Raw genomic sequence first — 24863 nt, forward strand, 5'->3', positions numbered from 1 at the left:
CGCCGCCGCGCGGCGCGCCTCAAAAGCGATAGGTCGCGCTGACCAGGTAATAGCGCCCGACCGGGTCGTCGTCGACGATGCTGTAGCCGCCCGGGCTTTCGTCGTAGTTGACCGGCCGGTGGTCGCTCAGATTGCTGACGTTGAGGCTCAGCAGCCAGTGCTCGAAGCCGCCGTAAGCGATGTTCAGATCGGTCACGGTCGCGCTGGGCGTGCGGCATTTGCCGCTGACCCGCCAAGTCTCGTAGCAGCTCTTGGTGGGGTCGCCGAAGTCGACCTTGGCCGGGCCCATGTAGCGCAAATTGAGGGTGGTGACCCAGTTGCGATAGCTCCACTGCACGCTGCCGAGCGCGCTGCGGTTCGGCGTGGTGTAGCCGGCGTAGTCGAGCGCATCGACCGTCGGATGCGAGCGGCGGATCAGGTGGTCGAGGTAATGGCCGTTGAGGCGCAGCGCGAACTTGCCCAGGCGCACGGTCTCGAAGCGGTAGTCGGCATCGAACTCCCAACCGCGCACGTCGGTGCTGCCGACGTTGTCGAGGTACAGGTTCACGCCGGTCAGATAACCGTCGGAATCGCGCACCAGAGCCTCGGGGTGCAGCTCCGGCCTTTGCAGCGAATTGATCACCAGGATCTCGTTGTTGCGGCGGATGCGGTAGTGGTTGAGAGTCAGGCTGAAGGCGTCGGTCGGCGACCAGATCACGCCGACGGTCCGGCTGTGCGAGGTTTCCGGCTTGAGCCTGGAATTGACGGTCGCCCGCTTGTCGACCAGGCAATCGGTCTCGCTGACCTGGATCAGGCAGGGGTCGGTGACCGGATTCCACGGCACGATCGCGGTATCGCCGAAGGTCATCGGCCGGCGCATCTCGAACAGGGTCGGCGCGCGATAGCCTTCGCCGACCGAGCCGCGCAGGGTCAGGCTCTGCAACGGCGACCATTTGAACCCGGCCTTCGGCGAGACCCGGCTGCCGTGGCCGCCGTTGTGGTCGACCCGCCAGGCCGTGTCGATCGACAGGCTTTCGTGCAGCGGCAGGTTCATCTCGGCGTACAGCGCGGAGTCGTAGCGGTGCGAATTGCGCGTCTCCATCTTCTGCGCCAGGGCCACCTCGCCGCGCATGAACGCCCCGCCGGGGCGGCTGCGCAGACGTTCGCGGCGCGCCTCGGCACCGACCGCGACGGTGGCGTCGCCGGCGGGCATCGCGAACAGCGGGCCGTCGAAATTGGCCACCACGCTGTCGAGGATGACTTCGCCGCCGAGGGTGTTCTGCGGCGAGATCTCCTCGATCACTTCCTCGGTGTTGGCGTTCTTGGTGAAGCTGAATTTTTCCGCCTCGACCGCCTCTTCGAGCTTGGGCTCGTCGATCAGGCCGTCGATGCGGTTGAGCACCTTGTTGCGGCGCTGGGCCAGGCTGAGGTCCCACTCCCAGCGCCCGCGATAGCCGCGCAAACCCAGGGTCGAATCGCGGGTGGTGGTGGTGGTGCGGTTGCGCACCGGCCCGACTTCGGAGAAGGCGTAGGCCAGCGGCAGGACCGGCATCGGCGCGAACGCATCCGGGCTGTCCTCGGGCAGGCTCACCAGGCCGTAGAACGGCGCGTTCTGCATCTCCAGCACCACCCGGGTCGCGCGCACGTCGGCGTAGAGCTCGCTGTGGCTGCCCACCGGCTGGCGGTAATGGCCGTAGAACGCGGTGCTGGTGATGCCCGGCTGCAGGCTGACGTAGCGCGCGCGGTCGAGGCTGCAGGCCTGGCCCTCGCTGCCGGTGTCGAGGTCGTCGCAGCCCTTGATCGGCACGTAGTAATTGCCGAAGTAGTAACCGAACGGAATGCGCGCGTCCCGCAGCCCGGCCTGTTCCTGGTCGACCGTGCTCCAGGCGCGCTGGCTGCCGACCAGCGGGTTGCGGGTGAAGTGGTCGGCGCTCAGGAACACGTTGCCGCCGCGGCGGGTCGGCAGGCCGAGGTTGACCGACAAGCGCTGCTGCTCGGCGTCGCCGCGCTCGGACACGCCGAAGTTGGCGGTGACTTCGCCGCCGCTGTAGTCCTTCTTGAGGATGATGTTGACCACGCCGGCCATGGCGTCGGCGCCGTAGATCGCCGACGCGCCGCCGTGCAGGATCTCGATGCGGTCGATCATGCTCAGCGGGATGCCGTTGAGATCGCTGAGCGCGCCCATGTCGGTGGAGACCAGGCCGTAGTTCGCGATGCGCCGGCCGTCGACCAGGAACAGGGTCGCGCGCGGGCCGAGCGAGTACAGGCTCGAGGACGCCGCCGCGGCCGAGGGCACCTGCGAGGCGCCGCCGGCGGTGGCGACGTCGCGCGGGTGGTGGCCGGTCATGCCCGGCATCAGCCGCAGCAGGTCGAACAGGGTCTGGTGCCCGCTCGAGCGGATCTGCTCGCGGGTGATGATGGTCAGCGGGGTCGAGGTCTGGAAGGCCGAGCGCGGGATGCGCGTGCCGGTGACGTGGACGGTATCGAGCTGGGTCGGCGAACTGGGCCCGGAAGCCTCCCGCCGCACGGTCGCACGAGGGGCCGCGACCGGTCGCGGCCTCGGCACCGCCTGCAGCAAGTAGGTATTGGCGTTTACGGCCACCGCGGTGAGGCCGGTGCCCTGCAGCAAGCGTGCCAGTGCGTCGCGCGCCGAGACATGCGCATTCAGGCCGCTGCTGCGGCGGTTCGCGACCAGCGACGGGGAATAGAGGATCTGCACGCGGCTTTGGGCCGCGAAGGCATTGAGTGCATCATCCAGGGCGCCTGCCTGGATGCGGTAGCCATCTGCCGTGAAATCGCCTTTGGGCGCCTGGTGGGCCCCAACTTCAGGCGCGAATGTCAGCGCGACGGAAACGATGAACGCATAGGAAATCTTGACCATCCACCAACCGCATCGATCAGGCCAGAGCGGAACTCGGCGCCCCCCGTTGACGGCGCTGTCCAACCATAGCATCGACGCGGCCCACCGGGGCCGGTCAGCCGGACTTGCGGCGCAGGACGATGTCGCCCTCGTCGTTCCGCTCGCCCTTGAGCGACCAGCCGCGTTCCAGGACTTCCAGCAAGGAGGCCTGGTCGCCGATGTGGAACACGCCGCTGACCGGGATCTCGCCCAGGCCGGGCTCGCCGAGGCGCAGCTTGGTGGCCGAGTACCGGTTCATTTCCAGCAGCAGGGCGTCCAGGCGGCGGTTCTTGAACACCAGGTTGCCGGCCGGCCAGGCCTGCGCGGCTTTGACGTCCAGCGGTTCGGCGGCGCCGAGGCGGCCGCTGTCGTCGTAGCTGAGCTGCTGGCCCGGTTGCAAAGTGCTGGAGGCCTGGGCGACGCCGCCGGAGACGATCACCGAACCTTCGAGCAGGCCGACGCTGACCGCCGCGTCGGTCTTGTGCACCTGGAAGGTGGTGCCGATGTCGCGGATCTCGCCGCGGCCGGCCTTGACCAGGAACGGACGCGCCGGATCGGCGGCGACCTCGAAGCGGACGCGGCCGCGGTCGAGCACCACTTCGCGGCCGCGCTCGCTGAAGCGCGCGACGATCGCCGAGTCGGTGTCGAGCAAGACCCGGGTGCCGTCGGCCAGCCGCAGCGAACGCTGCTCGCCGACCGCGGTGGCATGGCGTTCGTCGGCGACCGGCGCCGGCGCGGTGCGCAGCCAAGTCACCCCGACCACGGTCGCGACCAGCAGCGAGGCGGCCAGCGCGGTCGGCGCCCACCAGCGCGAGCGCGCCGCTTCGCGGCCGGTGGCGCGCCAGGCGATGCGCGCGGCCGCCTGCAACATCTCGTCGCCGGCCAGGGCCGCGGCGAGTTGGTGGGTCCGCTCGGCGCGCACGTAGTCGTCGACGTGCCGCGGCGACTCGTCGAGCCAACGATCGAACTCGGCGCGTTCCTGCGCCGTGCACTCGGGCGAGGCGAGCCGCGCCACCCACGCTTCGGCGCGGCCTTCGCCGGAAAGCGCCGTGTTCGGATCCGTCGATGTGGCAGTTGATGTCTTCATGGTGCTTGTAAGTTCTCGAAGCCGCTGTCCTTCATGCGTGCGCGCAACAGCGCGAGCGCCCGGCCGATATTCTTCTCCACTGCCTTTACAGAAATACCGCAATGGCGAGCGATCTGTGTGTAACTCATGCCGTTGATGCGGTTGAGCAGATAGATCTGCCGACTGCGCATCGGCAGTTGCATGATCGCCGCACGCACCAGCGCCAGTTCCTGCTCGGTCGCCACGCGTTGATCGTGGGTGGGTTCCTGCGAAGGCAGCGCGTGATAGTCCTCGTCGAGACTGACGTGCTCGGGCGCGTGCCGGGTCTTCTGCCGGCGCCCGCGGTCGTTGAGCGCGTTGATCGCGATGCGGTACATCAGGATCTTCAGCGCTTCGGCCGGCTGGTCGCGATAGCGCAGCATCCGCATCATCGTTTCCTGGGCGATGTCCTGCGCATCCTCGTGCGTCGCCGCGGATTTGCGCAGGAACGCGATCAACGGCTCGCGATGATCGCGCAGGAACACGATGAAATGATCGTCGTCCTGACGCGTCGGAGCGGGCTGGTTCGCCGCTGGAGAATCCTGACCCACGTCCACCTTCGTCCACGCTCCAGGAAATTGCTTCGATACTAGCCCAGGCGTGCCGGCCGGGTGAACGAAGCCCTGGCCGTCGTGCGCCGCGATGCCTGGCGCGAAACCGGCATGGATGATGGACGTGAAGCGATTCACCAGATCGAGTCCTCCGCAAACGTGAGGGCGCGCAGGCGCGATGCGAGGCCGCTCGCTTACAGGGTTCAGATCGTGACCACCGGACTCCTGTTGTCGCGTAACGGGTATTGCATCGCTCTGTCGCCGTAACCGTGCTGTCTGTCGCAGCCGCGCTGCCTGCGCGGCGGGTCGTCAGTGGCTCCGCGGCGCGCGGGTCCGTCCGCCCCCCCGAGGCTGGACCGGCGTTCGACCCGCCGGCCCGGCCGGGGGGAACGCGCTGTTCGCGCGGCTCGCAGGATTTCCTGGAAACCTGTCCGTTCAAACGCAGGCCGAGCGGCGCCTCCCTACCCCGTCCATGCGCAGGCGTGGGGTTTTGGCTAGACGGTCTCAAACGGCAAACCGGCGGCGCTCGCCTCAGGCGACGAAACCGGCGATCACGAACAGCGCGAGGATCGCCAGCCAGACCAGCAGACTGCGCCAGACCAGGCTCATCGCGTCGCGCAGTTCGGGCGCCTCGGACGCGGCCAGGGCGACGGCGGTGGTGGAGGCCACCCCGGACTCGCCGACGTAGTCGGCGGCTTCCTCGGCCAGCTCGCACTTCACGCTGGCGCGGGCGACCGCGCCGAGGAAACGGTTGTCGAGGCTGAAGCGCGCACCGCCGGACTCGCGCCAGGCGCCGAGCACGGTGTCGAAGTTGCCGACCAGGGCCAGAGCCAGGGTCATCAACTGGGCCACCGGCCAATCCAGCAGCGCCAGCAGGGTGCGCGCGCCGCCGAGTGTCTCGCCGGGGAGTTGGCGCGAGGCCTCGCCCTCGGCCGCCAGCGCCACCAGGCGATAGCCGAGCGCGCCGACCGGGCCGAGCAGGAGGAACCAGAACAACACGCCGAACCAACGCCGCAGGGCGTTGCGGAACACCGCTTCGACCAGCGAGCCGCCGTCCAGCGCGGGCGTGCCGCCCTCGGGCCAGAACCGCGCCGCGGCTTCGCGCCGGCTGGCGAGGTCGCGCGCCGAGGCCAGGGCTTCGACGTCCTGGTCGAGGTCGCGCGGGCCCCAGGCATAGAACAGCGCGATGATGCCGAACAGCAATCCGCCGAGCCCGATCAGGGGCTCGGCGAGAGCCAGTTGGAACAGGGCCACCGCGAGCAGCGGCGGCACCAGGGCCAGCGCCAGCCCCCAGCGCCCGCGCCAGAAGCTGTCTTCCGGCAGGCGGCTGTCGATCCAGCGCAGCCAGTCGCTGTACCAGCCGTAGTGACGCACCGACGCGGCCAGCGACTGAGCGAGATGGCCGAGCACGAGCGCGACGACGGCGGCGATCAGCGTGACTGACATTGCGGCAACGCTCCTGGCATGGCGAAAAATCCCGGTCCGATACGACCGGATTCTAGCGCGACCGCGCGACGCCGCGACCGCGGCAGGCGGCGACGCATCGGTTCCGTACCGGCGCGCATGTCGCGAGCGCACCGGCAACGCGCTCGGCAGCGCGGTCCTCGCCCGGATCAGCGCCCGGCGTCGGCCTCGGCGGCCAGCCGCCATTGGTCGATCAGCCAGCGCGAGATCGAAATGCTCGGCGACAACAGCGGGCCGTCGTCCTCGAGCGCGGCATCGCGCTCGCCCGGCGTCGCGGCGGCATCGCGTTCGCCGCGCGCGGAGGCGGCGCGAATCTCGTCGAGAGTGAACCAGCGCGCTTCTTCGAGTTCGTCGCCGACCTGCGGTTCGTCGGCCTCGGCGAGCGCGGCGAAGCCAAGCATTAGCGCACCCGGGAACGGCCACGGCTGCGAACCCAGGTAACGGCAGCTGCGCACGCGCACGCCGGTTTCTTCCAGCACCTCGCGGGCGACGGTCTGCTCCAGCGACTCGCCGGGCTCGACGAAGCCGGCGATCACCGAATAACGTCGCGCCGGCCAACCGGTCTGGCGGCCGAGCAGCAGACGCGCGCCGTCGCTGACCGCGACGATGACCGCCGGGTCGGTGCGCGGATAGTGTTCGCTGCCGCATTGGCCGCAACGGCCGAGCCAGCCGGCGCGCGAGAAGGCGACCTCGCCGCCGCACACGCCGCAATGGCGATGGCGGCTGCGCCAATGCTGCAGGGCGCGGGCCTGGGCGAAGGCGCTGGCCTCGAGCCAAGGCCAATGCGCGGCGGCGCGGCGCAAGTCGACCCGCCGCGGCGCATCGAAGGCGACCAGCTCGGCCTCGATCGCGAACCAGGCCTGCCCGTCCTCGCTCAGCCCGAGAAAAATCGCCGCGCCGACCCCGCCGGGGCCGTCGGTGAGTTCCGGGCCGAGCGGCGCGCACAGACTGCCGTCCTCGTTGGCGAGGGCGTTGCCGGCGCTGTCGAGCACGATCACCCGCGCCTGCGGCCACAGGGCGGTCAAGGCATCGCCCTGGTCGCGCAGATGGTCGGCGCGATCGAGCGCGGCGCGCCAGGCCGAATCGGCCTCGACGAAGGCGAACGGCGTCATCCAGCGCTCCGCTCAGGGACTGGCTGTTTCGGCAAAGGCTGATTCAAGACAAGCGCCCCGAAAGAATAAGGCCAAGAGCTTCGAAGAGAGCGTTCCGGCAACGCCCGCGCGCGCAACGCCGCAGGCTGCGCCGCTCAGACGCCGAACGACGAACCGCAGCCGCAAGTGGTCTTGGCGTTCGGGTTGCGGATCACGAACTGCGAACCGTGCAGGCTCTCGGTGTAATCGACCTCGGCGCCCATCAGGTATTGCAGGCTGAGCGGATCGACCAGCAGAGTCACGCCGTCGGTCTGTACGGCGAGGTCGTCCTCGCCCTGCTGCTCGTCGAACTCGAAGCCGTACTGGAAGCCCGAGCAGCCGCCGCCCTGGATGTAAACGCGCAGCTTGAGGGCGTCGTTGCCTTCCTCGGCGATCAGTTCGCGAACCTTGTTCGCGGCCGAGGAGGAGAACTGCAGAGGCCGCTCCAGCGATTGATAGCCCGGTGCGGCGGAAAGAAGGGTGGTTTCCATGGGGAAAGGATGAGGGCCGCGCGGCGCGCATTCAAGCGCACCGGGCGAACACTGCGGATCAGCCGCCGGCACCGGTGTCGCGGGTGGCGTCGGCCCAGCTGAAGGATTGTTCGATCACCGCGCCCTTCTGCGGGGTCAGGCGCACGGTCACCCGCACCGGGGTCAGGCCGGGCGGCAGGAATACGTCGCCCTCGACCTGCTCGAAGTACTTGAACGAGTACGGCGTTCCGGGCGCGTCGGGCTGCTGGCGCAGGTCGGCCCAGAGCAGTTTCTCGAGCTTGCCGGCGCGGGTGCCCTCTAGCGCGAGGGTGACCCGGCCGGCGCTGACCGCGCCGCGATTGAGGTTCTGGGTCAGGGTGGTGGTGAAGTGCCAAGCCGACGGCGCGCCTTGCTGGGGCTGCATCTTCAGCGCATGCACGGTCAGGCCGCGGCGCTGGCCGGTGGCGCCGACCAGGCGCTCGTAAAAGGCGACGTCGGCGCGCAGGCCGGCGATTTCCTCGTCGCGCTCGGCCAGGGCGCTCTGCAGATCGCGATTGGCCTGGCGGCTGATGCCGTCGGAGCGGCCGAGCGTGGTGACGCGCTGGCGCAGGCTCTCGAGTTCGGCCTGCATCTGCCGCGGCGTCATCGCCGCGGCCCCGGCGGGCGGCGGCGGGGGTTCGTCGGAGGCGGTGAGCGCACGCCACAGGCCCCACCCGCCGAAGGCCAGGGCCACGGCGAGGGCCAGCCCGGCCAGCAGCCGGCCGCGGTGCACGGGGGACGGTGCGGCAGCGGGTGGCGCGACGCCGGACGCGGAGGATTCGACCGGACCCTGAGCCGAAGCGGGGTCCGGACCCGGCGGAGCGCCCGGAGCAGGCGCTGAGCCAGGCGCCGAGGCAGGCACCGGATCGGCGGAAGACGGAACGGGCTTGGAGGGTTCGTCGCTCATCCGTCCCGTCTTGGGGGTTGGGGCGGCGCCCCTCAATCCATCAGGGCATCCGCGGTAATCAAGGCTTCAGGCGCCGGCAGCGCGGCGGTGTGCGCGTCGACATGAATCAAACGGCCGGTGAGCATCGAACCGGCCGTCATCTCGACCACCTTGTAGTGGACGTTGCCTTGGACCCGCGCCTTGGCGGCGAGTTCCACCCGCTCGCTGGCGTAGACATCGCCGGTAAGCTCGCCGTTGAGCACCACGATCGGCGCCCGCACCTCGCCCTCGATGCTGCCGTTCTCGGCCAGGGTCAGGCTGGCCGGCTGGCCTTCCTGGGCCACCAGCTTGCCGATCACCCGGCCTTCGATGTACAGCCCGCCGCTGAAATGCAGGTCCCCTCGGATCACCACCTGCGGCCCGATCATGGTGTCGACCTGGCCTTCGCGGATCTGGGTCGGTTTGTTGGTCTTGAACATCGCTTAAGTTTCCCCGGTTACGGTAACGCCGCTCTTCCAGGCGAACTGCTGCTCGATCGACGCATTCTCCCCGCGCAGCGAGACGCGCACGCGTTGCGGGGTGAATCCGGCCGGCAACATGACGCTGCCACCGAGTTGCTGGAAGTAACGGAATGAATAGTCCTGGATCGGTGCCTTGGGCTTCTGGTGCAACTCGTCCCAACCGACCGATGCGAGCTTGCCCCCTCGCACCCCCTCGACCTGGAACTGCAGGCCGCCGTTGCTGACCGCGCCCCGGTTGAGGTTCTGGGTCAGCACGATTTGGTAACGCCAGGTGCCGCCGGTCTCGGGCTGGAACTCAACCGAGTGCACATTGAGCCCCTTGGCCGGCGCGGTCGCGCCGACCAAGCGCTCGTAGAAGGCGATGTCGGCGCGCAGATTGGAGATCTCGGCGTCGCGCTGCGCCAGCGAGCCCTGCACCTGCTTGTTGGCGGCGCGGCTGATCTGGTCGGAGCGTTGCAGGGTGGCCTCGCGCTGGGCCAGCCGGTCGAGCTGGTTCTGGCGGTCGCGCAGCTCGCGCTTGGCGATGTCCAGCTCGGCGACCAGCTTGGGCAGCCGCGGCGCGGCCAGCGACTGCGACCAGAACCAGGCCGCCACCAGCGACAGCGCCCACGCCACGCCCACGGCGCTCCAGATATAAGGACGCTTGTCGGGCTGCTGCTGGACGATGACGAAACGGGGCGGCGGTACTTTGGCCATGCTCGACGACGACGGCTCACACCGCCGGCTTTACCTATACTCAACCTTAAATCTTAACGGGAATGCCACGATGTCCGATGCGCACCTGTTCGCAGTTGGCGTAGTTCTCGCCTGGCTGTCGGGGGTCCGGGTCTATCTGACCGTGTTCGGCGTCGGCCTGGCCGGCTGGCTCGGCTGGCTGGACCTGCCGCAAGCCCTGCAGGCGACCCAATCGCCGTGGGTACTCGGAGTCTGCGGCCTGCTCGCCGCCGGCGAGTTCTTCGCCGACAAGATCCCCGGCGTCGATTCGGGCTGGGACCTGCTGCATACCCTGTTGCGGGTGCCGGTCGGCGCCTTCCTGGCCGCGGCGACGATGTCGCCCGACGGCGAACTCGGCGCGGGCGCGCTCGCCGCCGGCGCCGGCGTCGCCCTGACCAGCCACCTGCTCAAGTCCGGTTCGCGCGCCCTGCTCAACACCTCGCCCGAGCCGGTCAGCAACTGGACCGCCTCGGTCACCGAAGACGCCGCCGTGCTCGGCGGCCTCGCCCTGGTGTTCGCCTACCCCTGGGTCACCCTGGCCATCGTGGTGCTGATCAGCCTGCTGGTCGGGACGGCGCTGTGGTGGATCTGGCGGAAGCTCTTCCGGCGTAAGCCTAGAGAGCTAGGAACGAGTTGAAAGAAGTGAGGAGTGAGGAGCCAGGGCAAGTGCGCCAACGCGGCTCCTCCATGATCGCCCATAGAAAAAGCCGCCGGCGCGAGCCGGCGGCTTGGTTTTTCTGGCTGGCGGCGCGCGTTGCGCGGCTGGCTGGATACCTGCTTGGACGGTGAAGCGGCAGCGAACGCCTTTACTAGTTCCTCGTACCTCTTCACTCGTCGCTTAGACGCGGGAACGAGTAACTGACAACGCGATGACCCGCCGGAGCAAGGAACGCTCGTACTCGTTCCTCTCAACTCGTTACTAAGCGTCCTCGATCTTGGTCAGCAGATAGTTCTGCTCGCCGAGGCGCTCGATCAGGGCGAGCTGGGTCTCGATCCAGTCGACGTGTTCTTCCTCCGAATCGAGAATGTCGGCGAACAGCTTGCGGCTGACGTAGTCGCTGACCGTCTCGCAGTACTTGATCGCTTCGCGCAGCAGTGGGATCGCTTCGAGTTCGAGAGCGAGGTCGCAGGCCAGCAGTTCGCGCGGGTTTTCGCCGATGCGCAGCTTGCCCAGCGCCTGGAAGTTCGGCAGGCCGTCGAGGAACAGAATGCGGTCCGACAACTTGTCGGCATGCTTCATCTCGTCGATCGACTCGTGGTACTCGTGTTCGGCCAGTTCTTTCAGGCCCCAGTTCTTCAGCATCTTGGCGTGCAGGAAGTACTGGTTGATCGCGGTCAGCTCGTTATAGAGCGCCTTGTTGAGATATTCGATGACCTTGGGATCGCCTTTCATGGCCGTGCTCCGACGTTGCAATGGGCGGCACTGTAGCCCTTTCGCGAACGCCATGACGGAACGCGAATCGTGCGCAACGGGAGTCGAGAATCACTGTCATTGAGCGGCGCCGGCGGGCGCTCGCGGCGAGAGTCCGCATCGCGGGACGCGACAGGAACGGACAGGTCCAGGCCGGCGCCGGGCGGCGCGGCGACAGCGGATCGGGGGTGTGGAAGAAGACCGGAGACTGGTCCGGATCCGGGCCCTGAAGGCCGGAGGCGATGCGGCTCAGGCGGCTTGCTGCAGCACGTCCAGCGGCAGGTCGCGCACGTTGCGGGCCTGTTCGAGCAGCGAGGTGGCCAGCTCCAGGCAACTGCCGCAATTGGCGCCGGCGCCGGTGCGCATGGTCAGCTCGGGCACGCTGCGGCAACCGGCTTCGGCGGCCTGGCGAATGTCGCGGTCGGTGACTCCGTTGCAGATGCAGACGTACACGGGCGTGGGCTGTCGGTCATGCAGCCAAATGGCTGCAGGGCCATTCCGCCATGGATGCGAATGATTGTCAATTAACAGCAACCAACCAGCCGCCGAGGCACCGTCCGGAACCGGGCGGGCGAGCCTGGGGCCGGCTTGGGGCCGGCTTCGGGCGGCCCGTTCGCCAAGTGAGTCCACAGGCCACGGGCGGGGCGGCCGGCTCGGCCGCTACGCCCGGTCCGGCGAGCTCAGCTGCCCGATTCCGAGCCGCTGCCCCGGGCCGGGTTGCCGGGCCCGCCGCAGGTCCGCGAACGCGGATGTTGGCAGCCCGACAGATAGGCCTCGTGCGCACGGGCGTCCGGGCCGGGCGCGGGCACCGCCTGCTGGCCGGCGACCAGGCGCGCGAACGGGGCCAGGTGGCGCAGCGCACTGGCATAAACGCCGCGCTTGAACACCACGACGTGCTCGACCGGGTACCAGAAATCGACCCAGCGCCAGTGATCGAACTCGGGCTTGTCGGTCAGGTCCAGGCGCAGGTCCGACTCCTCGCCGGTCAGGCGCAGCAGGAACCAGACCTGTTTCTGACCGATGCAGACCAGGCGGTCGTTGCGGCGGATCGCCCGGCGCGGCAGGCGATAGCGCAGCCAGCCCGGGGTGGCGCCGAGCACTTCGACATGCTGCGGGAGCAGACCGGTTTCTTCGCGCAACTCGCGATACATCGCCTCGAGCGGCGTCTCGTCGGTGTTCATCCCGCCCTGCGGGAATTGCCAGCCATCGCGATGCACGCGGCGAGCCCAGAACAAGCGGCCGTCCGGGTGCATCAACACGATGCCGACATTAGGCCTGTAGCCGTCCGGATCGATCACGATGCGGACTCCAAATTCACTGTGTCCGACTCTGCCACGGGGTGGCCGGGACGACAAGTCGGGCAAACAAGTCGCTCGCGATGCGCTCGGACGATTGACAAGAGCCCGTCCGGCATGAAGAATTCGCGGTTCCCCGTGGCTATGTAGCTCAGCCGGTTAGAGCACAGCACTCATAATGCTGGGGTCGGTGGTTCGAGTCCACCCATAGCCACCATAGAATCGCCGCGCAGCAAGACCCGGGCCCGCCAGCGCAGCGGGCTTTTTCGTATCCGTCGCCAGGATGCGCGCCGGCCAGGATTCCAGATCGCCTCGCTCCAGATCACGCGCCACGCCGTGCCCTTCGCGCGACGCGCCACCGCCCGACCCGGTACCGCACTATGACCGCTGTGAACATCTTCAAGGTCTTCACCCTCGAAGCCGCCCACCGCCTGCCGAACGTGCCGGAAGGCCACAAATGCGCGCGTTTGCACGGGCATTCGTTCCGGATCGAGGTGCACCTGAGCGGCGAACTCGGCGAGCACAGCGGCTGGGTGATGGACTACGCCGACGTCAAGAAGGCGTTCCAGCCGACCTACGACCGGCTCGACCACCACTACCTCAACGACATCCCCGGCCTGGAAAACCCGACCAGCGAACGTCTCGCGGTGTGGATCTGGGACCAGCTCAAGCCGGTGTTGCCGCTGTTGAGCGAAATCGTGGTCCACGAGACCTGCACCGCGGGCTGCCGCTACCGCGGCTGAGCCCCCGGGGGCGGTCCCGCCCTACGCCGTCTGCCCTCGCGCCGGCGCCTTGTCAGGCGCCGGCAACGCCGTGGTCATGGCCTCGATTTAGGCTTTTGCCTGAACGGCTGCTTGGGCGCTAACTACCTGAACAGGAAGGCTTTCTGAACGGTTTAAGACCGCTCATCGGCTCGATGTTGCATCGCAACAAAAGCTCGCCTATGCTGCACCGCACAATCCAGTCGTTCTCCGTCTGGACCTTATCAGGAGCTCAGCCATGTACCAGCAATTCAACGAACAGTTCGCCGCCGCTACGCGCCAGTTCGCGGACACGGCCGCTCAGGTCAACCGTCTGGCCCTCGACAATGCCGAGGCCGTGTTCGGCCTGCAGGTCGCCGCCATCGAAGACCGCGTTAACGCCACCTTCGCTTTCTTCGGTGAAGCCGCCGAAGCCCGCGATCTGGAAGCCTTCAAGACCCTGTGGCCGAAGGGCGCGCAGATCGCTCGCGAAAATGTCGAGCGCGTCGTCAGCACCGGCCAGGAAGCGTTCGGCCGCACGCTGAAGACCAACGAAGCGATCGCCGAGCTGGCCAAGTCGCAGATCGAAACCGCTGCCAAGGCCACCCAGGCCAACGTCGAGAAGGCCGCCACGGCCGCGGCGAAGGCGACGGCTCCGGCGGCCGCCGCGACCAAGTAAGCGCACCCTCTCTCTCTCCGGCCGTCACGGCGGATACGAAAAACCCGGCAGCTTCGGCTGCCGGGTTTTTTGTTGGCTGCGCTTTTGTTGGGCTAGCTCGTGTTAGCCGCGATCCGGCGGCCGCGCGGAAGCGCCGGCGCGAGACCGGCTGGCGGCGCTAGAAGCGCGGCTGCAAGCGCCCGGCCAGGGCCTGCGGATCGGGAGAGGCGACATACGGCAGGCGCCCCCAGCACGGCACCGGCAAACGCCGGCACAGGATCTCGAAGTTCTCGTCGGCGCACGCCATCCGCGGGTCGATGTCGTTGGCGATCCAGCCGACCAGGCGCGCGCCGTCGGCCTGGATCGCGCGCGCGCTCAGCCGCGCGTGGTTGATCGCCCCCAGGCGCAGGCCGACCACCAGCACCACCGGCAGGTCCAGCGCGCGCACCAGATCGATCTGGTCGAGCGTGGCGCTGACCGGCGCGGCCCAACCGCCGACGCCTTCGACCACCACCGTGTCCGATTGCGCCGACAAGCGCGTATGCGCGGCGAGGATGGCCGCCAGCGCGATCTCGACGCCGGCCTGCGCGGCGGCGAGTTCCGGCGCCAGCGGCTGCGGCAGGGCGTAGGGATTGACGTCGTCGTAAGGCGGCATCGGCGCGCTGGCCGCCTGCAGCAGCAGGGCGTCCTCGTTGCGCCAGCCTTCCGGCGTGCGTTCGCAACCGCTCGCCACCGGCTTCATGCCGACCGCGCGCAGGCCGCGCGCGCGCAAGGCGTGCAGCAGGCTCGCGCTGGCCACCGACTTGCCGATGCCGGTGTCGGTGCCGGTGACGAATACGCCGCGAGCGAACCGCGCGGGCACGGTTGCGTCCGTTGGTCGGGAGGCGGCCTGCACCGGGGGCTGGGTGTGACTCATCTCGCGCTTTTTCCTGGGGCCTGGAGTCCGCCATGGTAGTGGCGGCGGACGCCGCTGTTACACTCCGATGATGTTCACAACCTCCGCACTTTCGGGCGACAAGCCCGAGCAATACGCGCAGCTGGTCGCCCAGGCGCGCGGCCTGCTCGACGGCGAACGCGACCGCATCGCCAACGCCGCCAATCTGTCGGCGCTGGTCAGCCATGCCCTGCCGGACCTCAACTGGGTCGGCTTCTATTTCTACGACGGCGAAGAACTCGTGGTCGGCCCGTTCCAGGGCCTGCCGGCCTGCGTGCGCATTCCGCTCGACAAGGGCGTGTGCGGCGCGGCCGCCTCGAGCCGCCAGACCCAGCGCGTCGCCGACGTGCACGCCTTCCCCGGCCACATCGCCTGCGATGCGGCCTCGCGTTCGGAAGTGGTGGTGCCGCTGGTGCATGGCGATGCCCTGATCGGCGTGTTCGATCTCGACAGCCCGGTTCCGGACCGTTTCGATGCCGACGACCAGGCCGGCCTGGAAGCGCTGGCGCGCGTGTACGTGGAGGCGCTGGCATGACCGCGGCCAAGATGCGCAACATCGGTCCCAAGAGCGCGGCCTGGCTGCGCCAGGTGGGCCTGCGCACCCACGAGGACATCTCGGCGATCGGCACGGTCGAGGCCTTCATGCGGGTCAAGCGCGCCGGCTTCAAGCCGACCCTCAACCTGTTGTACGCGATCGAAGGCGCGTTGCTCGACTGCCATTGGCAGGAGATCAGCGATGCGCGCCGGCAGGAGCTGATCCAGGCCGCCGAAGCGGCGACCGCGCTGCTGCCGCCGCCGCGCAACAAGCCGGCCGCCGCGCCGGTGCACACCACGATGCATGTCGAAGAACGCCACGACCCGTTCGAAGGCGGCGCCCGCCTCGGCGATGGCGACGACCGCGACAGCCGGGACAACGAAGGCGACGACGACCGCCCCGGCGGCCGCGACGAAGACGACGGGCGCGACTGAACCCGTCGCCGCCGCTCGCGGGCGCCCCGCCCGCCCCGGCGTTTTGGCTCCGGGCGCCGGCTTCGCGTAGACTGCGCACCGCTTCGAGGTGACCCGTCGGCTGGCTTGATCGACGGGTTGAAACGGGAAGCCGGTGACGCGCCCTCTCCTGCGGGAGGATCGGCGCCAGTCCGGCACTGCCCCCGCAACGGTAAGCAAGACAGATCGCGGCCACCGCCACTGTGCTCGGCACGGGAAGGCGCCGCCATCGGGAGTCCGGCCCTGCGCCGCTCCGCTTGCGAGTCCGGAGACCGGCCTCGAGGCGCCACAGGTTGCGATGCGGAGGGCGTCGCGGCGGCTGCTATCCGGCTGTCTCCACGGCCCGCTGCCTCCTCGCAACCGCCTTCCGCCGTCGTCGTCGCGCGCCCCTGGCGCGCGCGCTGGAGCTGTCCCCATGTCCGCCCGCACCCCCCATGTCCTGTACGCCACGCGCGCACTGAAGCTGTCCTTCGCCATCGCCGCTGCGCTCTCGCTGTCCCCCGCCGCGCTCGCCGCTCCGGCCGGCGCAGCCACCGACCTCGACGAAGTGATCGTCACCGCCAACCGCACCGCGGTCAGCGTCAACGACGCCTTGACCCCGGTCGAAGTGCTCGACCGCGAGACCATCGAACGCAGCCAGGCGCGCGACCTCAACGACCTGCTGCGCGGCCGCGCCGGCATCACCCTGTCCAACCAGGGCGGCGCCGGCAAGCTCACCACCCTGTTCCTGCGCGGCAGCGAGTCCGACCACGTGCTCGTGCTGGTCGACGGCATCCGCGTCGGCTCGCCGACCTCGGGCCTGACCGCGCTGCAGGACTTGCCGCTGGAATTGATCGACCGGATCGAAATCGTACGCGGCCCGCGCTCGAGCCTGTACGGCGCCGACGCCATCGGCGGCGTGATCCAGGTGTTCACCCGCCGCGAGAAGCAGGGCTTCGCGCCGCGCGTGCGCTTCGGCGGCGGCAGCAACGACAGCCTCGAATTCGGCACCGGCTTCGGCGGCCGCAGCGACCGCGGCTGGTTCGGCGCCGACTACAGTTTCCGCAAGACCCAGGGCATCAATGCCTGCCGCGGCGCCGGCTTCCCGGTGTTCGCCGGCTGCTTCACCGACGAGCCCGACCGCGACGGCTACGAAAGCCACGCCCTGTCCTTGCGCGGCGGCCTCGAGTTCAACGAGCGCTGGAGCCTGGAAGGCCAGGCGCTGCGCGCCGAGGGCGAGAACGATTACGACGGCAGCTTCGTCAACCGCTCCGAGACCGTGCAGCAGGTGATCGGCGGCAAGCTGCAGTGGCGCCCGTCGGAAACGGTCCACCTGCAGTTGCTGGCCGGCCGCAACCTCGACAGCTCGGATAATTTCCTCGGCGAGGTGCCGATGGGGTTCTTCAAGACCGACCGCGACAGCGCCAGCCTGCAAGTCGATTTCAATCTCTTCGACGGCCACGTGCTGACCGCCGGTTTCGATTGGCTGCGCGACCGCGTCGACAGCGACACCGTGTACGACGAAAGCGAGCGCGACAACAAGGCCGGCTTCGTCCAGTACCAGGGCCGCTTCGGCGCGCAGTCGTTCGAGGCCAGCCTGCGCCGCGACGACAACGAGCAGTTCGGCGGCCACACGACCGGCGGCGCGGCCTGGGGCCTGAGCTTCGCCGAGCGCTGGCGCGTCACCGTCGGCTACGGCACCGCGTTCAAGGCGCCGACCTTCAACGAGCTGTATTACCCGTTCTTCGGCAACGCGGGCCTGCGTCCGGAAGAGTCCAAGACCTGGGAACTCGGCCTGGCCTACCGCGGCGAGCGTTTCAACGCCCGCATCGACGGCTTCGACACCCGCGCCGACGACCTGATCACCTACGACTCGTCGATCAACCTGCCCAACAACATCGACCGCGCGCGCATGCGCGGCGCCGAACTCGGCATCGACACCGCCTTCGCCCAGTGGACCCTGGCGGCGAGCGCGAGCTTCCTCGACACCGAGAACCGGGTCGGCTTCTACCGGGGCAACGACCTGCCGCGCCGCGCCAGGCACAGCGCGCGCATCGACCTGGATCGCAGCTTCGGCAAGTTCCGTCTCGGCGCGACCGCGGTCGGTTCGGGCTCGCGCTACGACGACGTGGCCAACAGCACCCGCCTGGGCGGCTACGGCACCCTCGACCTGCGCGCGGAGTACGCGATCACCCCGGCCCTGAGCCTGCAGGCGCGCGTGGCCAACGTGTTCGACCGCGAGTACGAAACCTCGTCGTACTTCAACCAGCCCGGCCGCGAGTGGTTCCTGACCCTGCGCTACGCACCGGTCGACTGATCGCCCGACCGGTCTTCGGACCGGCCAGCGTCGATGCGAAGCCCGGCCTCGCCGGGCTTTGCTTTTCTGGGCAACAACAACGGCGCGGGTTCAGGTCGGCCGCAGCCCGCATTGCACCCAACTGCGGCCGGCGATGTCGGCGACCACGCCGATCATGCCGTGGCGCCAGCGCCCGTCGTCCGGCCCCGAGGCCAGAGCTTCGTAAAGCCGCGCCGGCACGCCGTCGGCGAGGCTGCGCAACCTCGCCGCGACCTCGTCGTCGTGGTGGAACAAGCTCTTGGCCACGACGAAGCAACTCAACGCGCGCGGCCGGCCGTCCGCCGACAGGGCGATGCTGATGCCGACATGACGCGGCAAGGCGCCATGGCCCGCCACCGTTTCGAGCGTCTCCATCAACGGCCCCGCATCGCCGAGCACCGCGCGCGCCATCGCCGCGAGCGCCGGCCGGTCCAGCTCATGGCCGAGCGCATAGAACTCGACGCTGCCGTCGGGGTTCACCCCGCTCATTCGCCAGGTCAGCAGGTTCGAGCGCAGCAGGAAATAGCGGTCCCGCCAGATCGCCGGCAACCGCCCGGCATGCAAATCGACATACAGCTTGGTGGCGCGCTCCTCGCCATGGCGCGCCGAGGCCCAGGCGCCGAACACCAACGGATCGTCGCGCTGAAGTTCCAGCCACGGCGCGAGCTCGTCCCGCCAATCCAAGGCCCGCGCGGCCAGCAGCAGCCGCTCGCGGTCGGCCACTTCCGGCGCGGCGACCTCGGCGGTCCAGCGCACCGTCGCCTCGCGCGAACTCCAGGAAAACTCGACCGGCATGCCGGTATTGGTCAGGCGGCTGAAACTGCCGGCCACTTCCGGCCAGACCGAACCGCCGAGCGGCGCGAGCACGCCGCCCAGCAGGTCCGCGGCGGCGGCGGCCTGCGCCGGCAGCACCGCGCCGAGCCGCCGCAAGGTGGCGGCGACCGGGCCGGCGATGTCGGCGCCGAGGCGGTGCCGCATCGGCGCGAGCCAGCTCATGCCGGCATCGTCGCGCATGTCGATGACGGTATCGCCGCGCATGTCACTGCACCGCCACCAGCTCTTCGGTGTCGGCGATCCACGCGCGCTGGTCGAACTGTCCCTGCATGCCGACGAAGGTGAAACGCCGGCGGAAGTTGCGCAGGTCCTTGTTCTTCAGGGCGATGCGCAGCTTGACCGGATCGGTCTGGCCGCCGGCCATCTCGATGCGTTCGTTGCGCTTGTAGGCGCCGTCCTCGTACTTCACGTCGATGTAGACGCGCTTGACCATGGCCGGGTCGAACACCGGGATGAACTCGAGCTGCAGGGCGTCTTCGAAACTGTCGTGGACGATCAACTGCGGCACGTCGAGCTCGACCGGCGGCGTCGCCGGGTCCGGATTGGCCACGCCCTTGCGCCGCTGCACCAGCTGATACGTCACGCCGCGATGGGCCGGGCCGGGCTTGGCGCCGCGCAGGCGCCAGGTCTTGGGGCCGGACTCCTTGGTCAACTTCAAGGTGGTCTTCGGCTCGGGTTGCGAATAGCCGCGCGCCTGGAGCCTGACCTCGATCGAGTCGACCACGTCCCAGTCGATGTCGCCCGGGATCGCTTCGATGCGGCGGAACTCGACGTGCTCGTACGGGTTCACGAACATGGTCCGGTCTTCGGTCGAGGCGGCCGGGATCGTGTACGAGGTGCGGTCGGCGGCCCAGTCGGACTGCGGGTCGAAGTGATACTGGTACGAAGCGTCGTAGTCGATGTCGCGGGTGGCGTTCATGAACACCTCGAAGCGCTTGGTCCCGGTGTCGCCCGGCGTGAACACGAAATCGGCGTGCTTGTGGTCGCGCGGCTTGCTCTTGTCGCCGTAGTCCAGCGCCACCTGCGCGGACATCAGGTCGATCGGCTCGAACGCGATCGGCATGCTGGCCTCCACCGCGAACTGGCGGAAGAACGGGTCGTCGAGATCGATTTCCTTGAAGTACCTCGACTTGTCGCTGAGGTCGCCGAGCATCAGCCCGAAGAAGCCCTGCGGCGCATAGGTGCGGCGCGTGGCCTCGGCGCGGTTGTAGCGCAGGGTCAGCTTCTTGCGTTCTTCCTGGCGCACGAACTTGAGCTTGAACGACAGGCTCATCGCGGTCGGCGGTGTCGGTACCGTCGGCTGCGGCTGCGGCTGCGGCTGAGGTTGAGGTTGAGGTTGGGGTTGGGGTTGCGGCTGAGGTTGGGGCTGCGGCTGCGGCGCGACCGAAGCCGGACGACGCAGGCGCCCGCGCCAGCGGCTCGGCGTAGTGCCGGCGACACGGCCGATGACATGGACGACGCGATTGTCCGGGTCGCCGCCCATCGCCGAATGCGAACCCGGACGTCCGCTGGCCGGGCTGTCGCCATGTGCGTTGGCCGGAGTGATGGTGAAATTGCCGCCGGCGCGGCGCACCACCGCCGCGGCGACGTCCAGCCGCCGCTGCGACAGCGCCTGGTTATGCGCATTGCGCTGGGTTTCGTTAGCGCCGCTGACGTGCTCGTGGCTGGCGTACGCTTCCAGACGCACGTTGCGCGGCGCGGGCAGGCTGCGCACCCAGGCTTCCAGGCGCGCGGCGCCACGCTCGGGCCCGCTCCAGTTGCCGTCCCCCTCGATACGCAAGGTGCCGGACGCATCTCGGTAGCGCGGATCGGTCGTCGTGTTTTCGACATAGGCGCGATAGTGCTGCGACGGCGGATTGAGCCGCCAGCCGGCCGCGGCCGGCTTGTCGAAGTCGAAGAACAGGCCGAAGGTCTGCTCCTGCGTCGCCGCCGGCCATTCGACTTCGATGAGTTTGTTGGAGTCGGGATTGACGGTGACGGTGATGCGTCCTTGCGCATCCGGCGTCACCACTTGGTTCTCGACCTTCACCACCGCACCGGCGCCGGTCACGGTGATGGTCTCGGCCAGACCGTTCGCGGCCGGCGTGTGAGTGACCGACTGCCCCGCAGGCAAGGGCGTGGGCTCCTGCAGTTCGACCACGAGCGCGGCCGGCTGGATCTGCGGCGCGCTCGGCGCGGTGCCGCCGCCGGGGCCGGTGCCGCTGGTGCCGTTGAAGCCGCCGCCCGGCGCGTTGCCGCCGCCCGTACCTCCACCGCTACCGCCGGTGCCGCCACCGGTTCCGCCGGTACCTCCTGTACCGCCGCCAGTGCCTCCACCCGTGCCGCCGGTGCCACCACCGGTTCCGCCCGTACCACCGGTACCTCCTCCGCCGGTGCCCCCGCCCGTGCCGCCGGCGCCACCACCGGTTCCGCCGGTACCTCCCGTACCGCCGCCGGTGCCGCCAGTACCGCCGGTTCCACCGGTACCGCCACCGGTGCCCGTACCGGGCCCGGCGCGCGCCGCATCGGTCGCGAGCTGCCCCGGGGTCAGGGTCGGCTCGAACCACTTGCTCAGCAGATCGTCCTTGAAGAAGTCCAGCGCCCACTTTTCCTGGTCGCGGCGGTCTTCGGCGTCGGTGAATGCCTCGACCTGAATGTCGATCACGCCGTTCTGCACCAGCGACTCGAACGCAGCGTCGATGCCGGCCTTGAACCAGGCGTACTGGCCTTCGAGGCTGGCGCTGAAGTGGTTGAAGATGCGCTCGAAGTCGGCGGTGATGGTGACCCGCAAGGCCGGTCGCATCGCCAGGTACTTGAGATCGTAGATCACCCCGATCGGGGTCATGCCTTCGCTGAGCGCCTGCTCGAGTATCGTCGCGCCCTCGGCCGACAGGCTGAGGCTGAAGGCGGCGCGGTTGGCCGCGTCCATCGACGGCACCGAGGCGCCGAGGATATGTTCGACCGCATTGAAGGTCCCGGGCGCCGCGGGCTGCGCCGAGGTGCCGCCGCCTCCCTGCACGTTCAAGGCGATGCACTGCACCGAACCTTCCTCGAAGGTCGCAGTGGTCAGGCGCACCGGGGGCGACACGCCGGGCTCGGAATTGAGCCGGCTCATGATCTTGGATTCCATCTGCTGCGACAGCTGCAGGGTGGTCACGAACATCGCGAAACCGCCGCCCTTGTCGGCCGCGGCGGCGTCGGCGACGCGGTACTTGAGGAAACTGAATTCCTTGCGCTTGTCCGCCGCGCGCACGGCCAGCTGCGGCGGACCCGGCAGGACCCAGAACTGGTTCTTGTCGGCGTGGTCGCGGAACACGGTGATGCCGTCGACGGTGATCGGCTTTTCGAGGCTGAGCATGACGAACTCCAGAATGCGAGAGTTCCTCGCGGCGGCGTGCGCGCGGCGGAACGATCCTTGTACGTGCGGACCGCGCCGCCACGGGACGAAACCCGCGGCGGTGCGGCGACCTGGCGCGTTCGCTGCGCGCCGCAGCCCGGAACCGCGGAATCGCGGCCGACCCGTGCGCACCGCAGAGCGGACATGCGCACGGGTCGACCCCTGCGACCTGCGGCCACCGGATCCCCGCCTCCGCGGGGGCGGACAACCACCGGCGAACCTCAAGGCATCTTCAGCACCAGGTCGGTCGCATCGGTCGCGGTCCAGTTGGTGCTCTTGTTGGTGCCGTTCTCGAGCAGGTAACTGGCCTTGTACTCGTAGCGCATGCGCGCCGGGTCGAGGTAGTCGTACTCGAACTCGCCGGTGGCCTGGGCGCTGTCGAACTCGAAGTCCTCGGCGAACGACAGGCCGCCGGCGAAGTCCTCGAAGCGCAGCGAAACCTTGGTGCGGCGCATCTTGCGCTTGGCGAAATCGAGCGGCGGCTTGACCGTGACGATGCGCCGGCCCTTCATGCCCGACTTCAGCATCACCCGGTTGCCGTTGGTCACCGACTCGGGGATCTCCTCGATGTCGCGGCCGTCCTTGTAGAGGATGCTGACGCTGTAGAACACGCCCTTGACCTCGGGGTTGCGCAGGTCAACGGCGAAGGTCTGCGCCGAGCTGCCTTCCTGGAACGACATCTGCATTTCCTGCTGCAGGTTGTTGGCGCGGTCGACGTAGCGCAGGTCGACGAACGCCTCCTGCACCTCGTTCCAGTTGAAGTTCGGCACCACCTGCACGACCCGCCGGGTCGGGAACGGGTTGCGCACCGTAACCTGCGGTTCGTCCAGGGTGGTCCAGTCGCGCACCACGTCGCCGCCGCTGATCGCGTGGAATACGGTGCGCACCTCGTAGTTGACCTTGGCCGGGTCGAGCATGAACATCTTCCAACTGCCGCCCGGGGCATCCTTGGTCAGGCGCACCATGTCGTTCTGGTTGATCTTGTTGGCCGGGTCGCGATAGCGCAGGAACACCTCGACCGAGCTGTAGCGCTCCCACGGGAAGTTCTCGGCCAGCACCGGCACGGTATTGATCGTGTACAGATCGCGCGGAATGATCTCGATGTTCTCGACGTCGTAGATCTGCGGCTTGGACTTGAGCTTGGTCGGCCGCTCGGCCGCGTCCACGCCCTTGAAGCTGACCTCGTACTCGACCTGCACCTCGCGCTTCATCGTCCCGCGGTCGAGCTGGCTCAGCCATTCGAAATTCGCCTCGCCGGCATTCGCGCCCAACAGCGCGTTCATCGGCTTGTCGCCGTAGCGCACGCGCACGTTGATGCTGCCGATGTCGTCGGCGGCCAGGTCGGCGCGCGAGATCACCTTGACCCGGCGCTTCTTGAAGAAGTCGTTGTCCAGGCTGATCTGCTTGACCAGGCGCTCGCGCGGCACGCTGCCTTCGCGGATGGTCTTGAACAAGGCCGCCAGATGGCCCTGCGGGTAGATCGAACGCTTGATCGCCACGCGCTCGGAGAAGTTGACGTTGAGCTTCTTCTTGTCGACGCGCTTGTAGTCCATGCGCTTGTAGCTGAAGCTCGGCATCAGCGCGCCGATCGGCCCGCCCGCGGCCTGGGCCGAGGACTGCGCGGCGAACTTGCCGATCGCGTCCAGGCCGCGCTCGAAGTCGGACTTCTTTTCCGGCGTCCACGGCGGCAGGCTGACCTGGAAGAAGGCGTCGGTGATCATGTTGCGCACCTGCGCCAGGGCGGCGTCGCGGCGGTCGATGATGCCGCGGGTGTCGTCGCCCTCGGCGACGAAGGTGTCGGCCTCCAGCACGATCGCGCGGTTGTCGACCAGTTCGTCCACCGCCTTGCCGATCTCGGTCGAGAAGAACATGTTGCCGCCGGAGAAGCTTTCGTCCATGTGCTTCTGGACGCGCTCCCAGTCGACCTTGAGGCTGATGTTGTAGGCCGGGCGCAGGCCGAGGAAGTCCAGCGAATAGATCACCGCCACCGGCAGGATCTCGCCTTCCAGGCATTGCTCCATCACCGTATAGCCGTCCTGGTCCAGGCGCACCGAAAACGCCGCCTGGTTCGAGCCGTACAGCGCCGGCTTGGCCGACTGGTCGATCTTGAGCACGAACTGCGGTCCGGCGCCGGGCGTGGGCGCGACATCGCCGCTGGCCTTGCCGAGCATCAGCAGCTTCACCGAGCCGTCTTCCAGCGGCACCGGCGCGATGCGCGGCTTGTTGCGCAGGTTTTCGCTGTTGGCGATCTCGCGCGCGAGATCGTCGAGCTGCTTTTGGCTGGCGCCGATGTTGCAGTCGAAGTTAAGGAACCCGCCGGTGCCCGCGTCGCCGCGGAAACCGATCAGGAGGAACTGCGGCACGTCCATGCCGAGGCTGTTGTCGCGCACCGTGGTCAGGTGCGGCGTGGTCGGCATGTAATACCACTGCTCGGGATCGGCATGGTCCGGGAAGACCGAGATGCCGTTGATCTCGCGAGTGCGGCTGTCGAGGAGAAGCATGATCGGACTCCTTCCGAGTCAAGCGTGATGGAACGTTCGGATGAGGCGCCCGCCC

Annotated in this window: 22 protein-coding genes, 1 tRNA gene and 1 riboswitch; of the genes, 7 read left to right on the top strand and 16 right to left on the bottom strand. The window is 68.6% G+C overall.

The features are described from left to right. Window positions 1-19: 19 nt before the first annotated feature. The 9 genes from AC6CH2_RS15365 to AC6CH2_RS15405 form a co-directional block, all read right to left on the bottom strand. On the bottom strand, window positions 20-2860 hold the full coding sequence (locus AC6CH2_RS15365; protein ID WP_498269970.1) for a TonB-dependent receptor domain-containing protein: 2841 nt from the start codon (window positions 2858-2860) through the stop codon (window positions 20-22). A 94-nt stretch (window positions 2861-2954) separates the two neighbouring features. Further along, on the bottom strand, window positions 2955-3965 hold the full coding sequence (locus AC6CH2_RS15370) for a FecR family protein (protein ID WP_498269971.1): 1011 nt from the start codon (window positions 3963-3965) through the stop codon (window positions 2955-2957). Next, entirely contained in the window at window positions 3962-4672 is a 711-nt protein-coding gene (locus AC6CH2_RS15375; RefSeq protein WP_498269972.1) for an RNA polymerase sigma factor, read from the bottom strand. Before AC6CH2_RS15375 ends, AC6CH2_RS15370 begins: the two co-directional genes overlap by 4 nt. Before the next feature lie 393 nt (window positions 4673-5065). Continuing rightward, window positions 5066-5980 carry a regulatory signaling modulator protein AmpE gene (ampE, locus tag AC6CH2_RS15380; RefSeq protein WP_498269973.1) on the bottom strand — a complete coding sequence of 305 codons (915 nt, stop codon included), beginning with the start codon at window positions 5978-5980 and terminating at the stop codon, window positions 5066-5068. A 167-nt stretch (window positions 5981-6147) separates the two neighbouring features. Beyond that, on the bottom strand, window positions 6148-7110 hold the full coding sequence (gene nudC, locus AC6CH2_RS15385; RefSeq protein ID WP_498269974.1) for an NAD(+) diphosphatase: 963 nt from the start codon (window positions 7108-7110) through the stop codon (window positions 6148-6150). A 134-nt stretch (window positions 7111-7244) separates the two neighbouring features. Beyond that, entirely contained in the window at window positions 7245-7619 is a 375-nt protein-coding gene (gene erpA / locus AC6CH2_RS15390) for an iron-sulfur cluster insertion protein ErpA (protein ID WP_031371162.1), read from the bottom strand. 58 nt (window positions 7620-7677) lie between these two features. After that, window positions 7678-8370 carry a DUF6776 family protein gene (locus AC6CH2_RS15395; RefSeq protein WP_498269975.1) on the bottom strand — a complete coding sequence of 231 codons (693 nt, stop codon included), beginning with the start codon at window positions 8368-8370 and terminating at the stop codon, window positions 7678-7680. A gap of 206 nt (window positions 8371-8576) precedes the next feature. Next, complete coding sequence (locus AC6CH2_RS15400) at window positions 8577-9002, bottom strand: bactofilin family protein (RefSeq protein ID WP_498269976.1); 426 nt, start codon at window positions 9000-9002, stop codon at window positions 8577-8579. A 3-nt stretch (window positions 9003-9005) separates the two neighbouring features. Beyond that, a complete protein-coding gene (locus tag AC6CH2_RS15405) occupies window positions 9006-9740 on the bottom strand; it encodes a DUF6776 family protein (protein WP_498269977.1) in 735 nt (244 codons plus the stop codon). A 70-nt stretch (window positions 9741-9810) separates the two neighbouring features. On the opposite strand from AC6CH2_RS15405, the gene AC6CH2_RS15410 reads away from it, so the two are divergent. Further along, on the top strand, window positions 9811-10395 hold the full coding sequence (locus AC6CH2_RS15410; RefSeq protein WP_435396929.1) for a DUF4126 domain-containing protein: 585 nt from the start codon (window positions 9811-9813) through the stop codon (window positions 10393-10395). A 282-nt stretch (window positions 10396-10677) separates the two neighbouring features. On the opposite strand, the gene bfr is transcribed toward AC6CH2_RS15410, so the two are convergent. The 3 genes from bfr to AC6CH2_RS15425 all read right to left on the bottom strand — a co-directional run bounded on the left by bfr (window position 10678) and on the right by AC6CH2_RS15425 (window position 12467). Next, the gene (gene bfr, locus AC6CH2_RS15415) at window positions 10678-11151 is read right to left on the bottom strand and encodes a bacterioferritin (RefSeq protein WP_435396930.1); all 474 of its coding nucleotides are present in this window, start codon (window positions 11149-11151) and stop codon (window positions 10678-10680) included. Window positions 11152-11418: 267 nt separating this feature from the next. Continuing rightward, on the bottom strand, window positions 11419-11622 hold the full coding sequence (locus AC6CH2_RS15420; protein ID WP_057971494.1) for a (2Fe-2S)-binding protein: 204 nt from the start codon (window positions 11620-11622) through the stop codon (window positions 11419-11421). A gap of 227 nt (window positions 11623-11849) precedes the next feature. Beyond that, on the bottom strand, window positions 11850-12467 hold the full coding sequence (locus AC6CH2_RS15425; protein ID WP_435396931.1) for an RNA pyrophosphohydrolase: 618 nt from the start codon (window positions 12465-12467) through the stop codon (window positions 11850-11852). 137 nt (window positions 12468-12604) lie between these two features. Here AC6CH2_RS15425 and AC6CH2_RS15430 point away from each other — a divergent pair. The 3 genes from AC6CH2_RS15430 (at window position 12605) to AC6CH2_RS15440 (ending at window position 13883) form a co-directional block, all read left to right on the top strand. Then, a tRNA-Met gene (locus tag AC6CH2_RS15430) sits at window positions 12605-12681 on the top strand. 172 nt (window positions 12682-12853) lie between these two features. Then, window positions 12854-13207, top strand: coding sequence for a 6-carboxytetrahydropterin synthase QueD (gene queD / locus AC6CH2_RS15435; protein WP_408953880.1), 354 nt, complete (start codon window positions 12854-12856; stop codon window positions 13205-13207). Window positions 13208-13463: 256 nt separating this feature from the next. Next, the gene (locus tag AC6CH2_RS15440; protein WP_498269978.1) at window positions 13464-13883 is read left to right on the top strand and encodes a phasin family protein; all 420 of its coding nucleotides are present in this window, start codon (window positions 13464-13466) and stop codon (window positions 13881-13883) included. A gap of 157 nt (window positions 13884-14040) precedes the next feature. Here the strand turns inward: AC6CH2_RS15440 and bioD are convergent, their stop codons facing one another. Then, window positions 14041-14724 carry a dethiobiotin synthase gene (gene bioD / locus AC6CH2_RS15445; RefSeq protein ID WP_498269979.1) on the bottom strand — a complete coding sequence of 228 codons (684 nt, stop codon included), beginning with the start codon at window positions 14722-14724 and terminating at the stop codon, window positions 14041-14043. A gap of 124 nt (window positions 14725-14848) precedes the next feature. Between bioD and AC6CH2_RS15450 the strand changes: the two genes are divergently transcribed. From AC6CH2_RS15450 to btuB, 3 genes are all read left to right on the top strand, one after another. After that, window positions 14849-15331 (top strand): GAF domain-containing protein, encoded by a 483-nt coding sequence (locus tag AC6CH2_RS15450; RefSeq protein ID WP_498269980.1) that lies wholly within the window; start codon window positions 14849-14851, stop codon window positions 15329-15331. Continuing rightward, entirely contained in the window at window positions 15328-15765 is a 438-nt protein-coding gene (locus tag AC6CH2_RS15455) for a TfoX/Sxy family protein (RefSeq protein WP_498269981.1), read from the top strand. Before AC6CH2_RS15450 ends, AC6CH2_RS15455 begins: the two co-directional genes overlap by 4 nt. A gap of 69 nt (window positions 15766-15834) precedes the next feature. Beyond that, window positions 15835-16078, top strand: a riboswitch (cobalamin riboswitch). 120 nt (window positions 16079-16198) lie between these two features. Further along, window positions 16199-18079, top strand: coding sequence for a TonB-dependent vitamin B12 receptor (btuB, locus tag AC6CH2_RS15460; RefSeq protein ID WP_498269982.1), 1881 nt, complete (start codon window positions 16199-16201; stop codon window positions 18077-18079). A gap of 90 nt (window positions 18080-18169) precedes the next feature. Here btuB and AC6CH2_RS15465 read toward each other — a convergent pair whose 3' ends face one another. From AC6CH2_RS15465 to AC6CH2_RS15475, 3 genes are all read right to left on the bottom strand, one after another. After that, window positions 18170-19135, bottom strand: coding sequence for a hypothetical protein (locus tag AC6CH2_RS15465; protein WP_498269983.1), 966 nt, complete (start codon window positions 19133-19135; stop codon window positions 18170-18172). A 1-nt stretch (window position 19136) separates the two neighbouring features. Beyond that, window positions 19137-22268, bottom strand: a complete 3132-nt coding sequence (locus AC6CH2_RS15470) for a hypothetical protein (RefSeq protein ID WP_498269984.1) — start codon at window positions 22266-22268, stop codon at window positions 19137-19139. 260 nt (window positions 22269-22528) lie between these two features. After that, entirely contained in the window at window positions 22529-24808 is a 2280-nt protein-coding gene (locus tag AC6CH2_RS15475; protein ID WP_498269985.1) for a hypothetical protein, read from the bottom strand. Window positions 24809-24863 lie beyond the last annotated feature (55 nt).

The organism is Lysobacter sp. GQ73, assembly GCF_059758755.1.

What these genes read in the sequence shown, in the direction of transcription:
- nudC (WP_498269974.1), bottom strand. Translation starts at nt 7,110, where the DNA reads ATGACGCCGTTCGCCTTCGTCGAGGCCGATTCGGCCTGGCGCGCCGCG.
- AC6CH2_RS15455 (WP_498269981.1), top strand. Translation starts at nt 15,328, where the DNA reads ATGACCGCGGCCAAGATGCGCAACATCGGTCCCAAGAGCGCGGCCTGG.
- AC6CH2_RS15440 (WP_498269978.1), top strand. Translation starts at nt 13,464, where the DNA reads ATGTACCAGCAATTCAACGAACAGTTCGCCGCCGCTACGCGCCAGTTC.
- AC6CH2_RS15405 (WP_498269977.1), bottom strand. Translation starts at nt 9,740, where the DNA reads ATGGCCAAAGTACCGCCGCCCCGTTTCGTCATCGTCCAGCAGCAGCCC.
- erpA (WP_031371162.1), bottom strand. Translation starts at nt 7,619, where the DNA reads ATGGAAACCACCCTTCTTTCCGCCGCACCGGGCTATCAATCGCTGGAG.
- AC6CH2_RS15400 (WP_498269976.1), bottom strand. Translation starts at nt 9,002, where the DNA reads ATGTTCAAGACCAACAAACCGACCCAGATCCGCGAAGGCCAGGTCGAC.
- AC6CH2_RS15465 (WP_498269983.1), bottom strand. Translation starts at nt 19,135, where the DNA reads ATGCGCGGCGATACCGTCATCGACATGCGCGACGATGCCGGCATGAGC.
- ampE (WP_498269973.1), bottom strand. Translation starts at nt 5,980, where the DNA reads ATGTCAGTCACGCTGATCGCCGCCGTCGTCGCGCTCGTGCTCGGCCAT.
- AC6CH2_RS15450 (WP_498269980.1), top strand. Translation starts at nt 14,849, where the DNA reads ATGTTCACAACCTCCGCACTTTCGGGCGACAAGCCCGAGCAATACGCG.
- AC6CH2_RS15370 (WP_498269971.1), bottom strand. Translation starts at nt 3,965, where the DNA reads ATGAAGACATCAACTGCCACATCGACGGATCCGAACACGGCGCTTTCC.
- AC6CH2_RS15475 (WP_498269985.1), bottom strand. Translation starts at nt 24,808, where the DNA reads ATGCTTCTCCTCGACAGCCGCACTCGCGAGATCAACGGCATCTCGGTC.
- bfr (WP_435396930.1), bottom strand. Translation starts at nt 11,151, where the DNA reads ATGAAAGGCGATCCCAAGGTCATCGAATATCTCAACAAGGCGCTCTAT.
- AC6CH2_RS15365 (WP_498269970.1), bottom strand. Translation starts at nt 2,860, where the DNA reads ATGGTCAAGATTTCCTATGCGTTCATCGTTTCCGTCGCGCTGACATTC.
- AC6CH2_RS15470 (WP_498269984.1), bottom strand. Translation starts at nt 22,268, where the DNA reads ATGCTCAGCCTCGAAAAGCCGATCACCGTCGACGGCATCACCGTGTTC.
- AC6CH2_RS15410 (WP_435396929.1), top strand. Translation starts at nt 9,811, where the DNA reads ATGTCCGATGCGCACCTGTTCGCAGTTGGCGTAGTTCTCGCCTGGCTG.
- btuB (WP_498269982.1), top strand. Translation starts at nt 16,199, where the DNA reads ATGTCCGCCCGCACCCCCCATGTCCTGTACGCCACGCGCGCACTGAAG.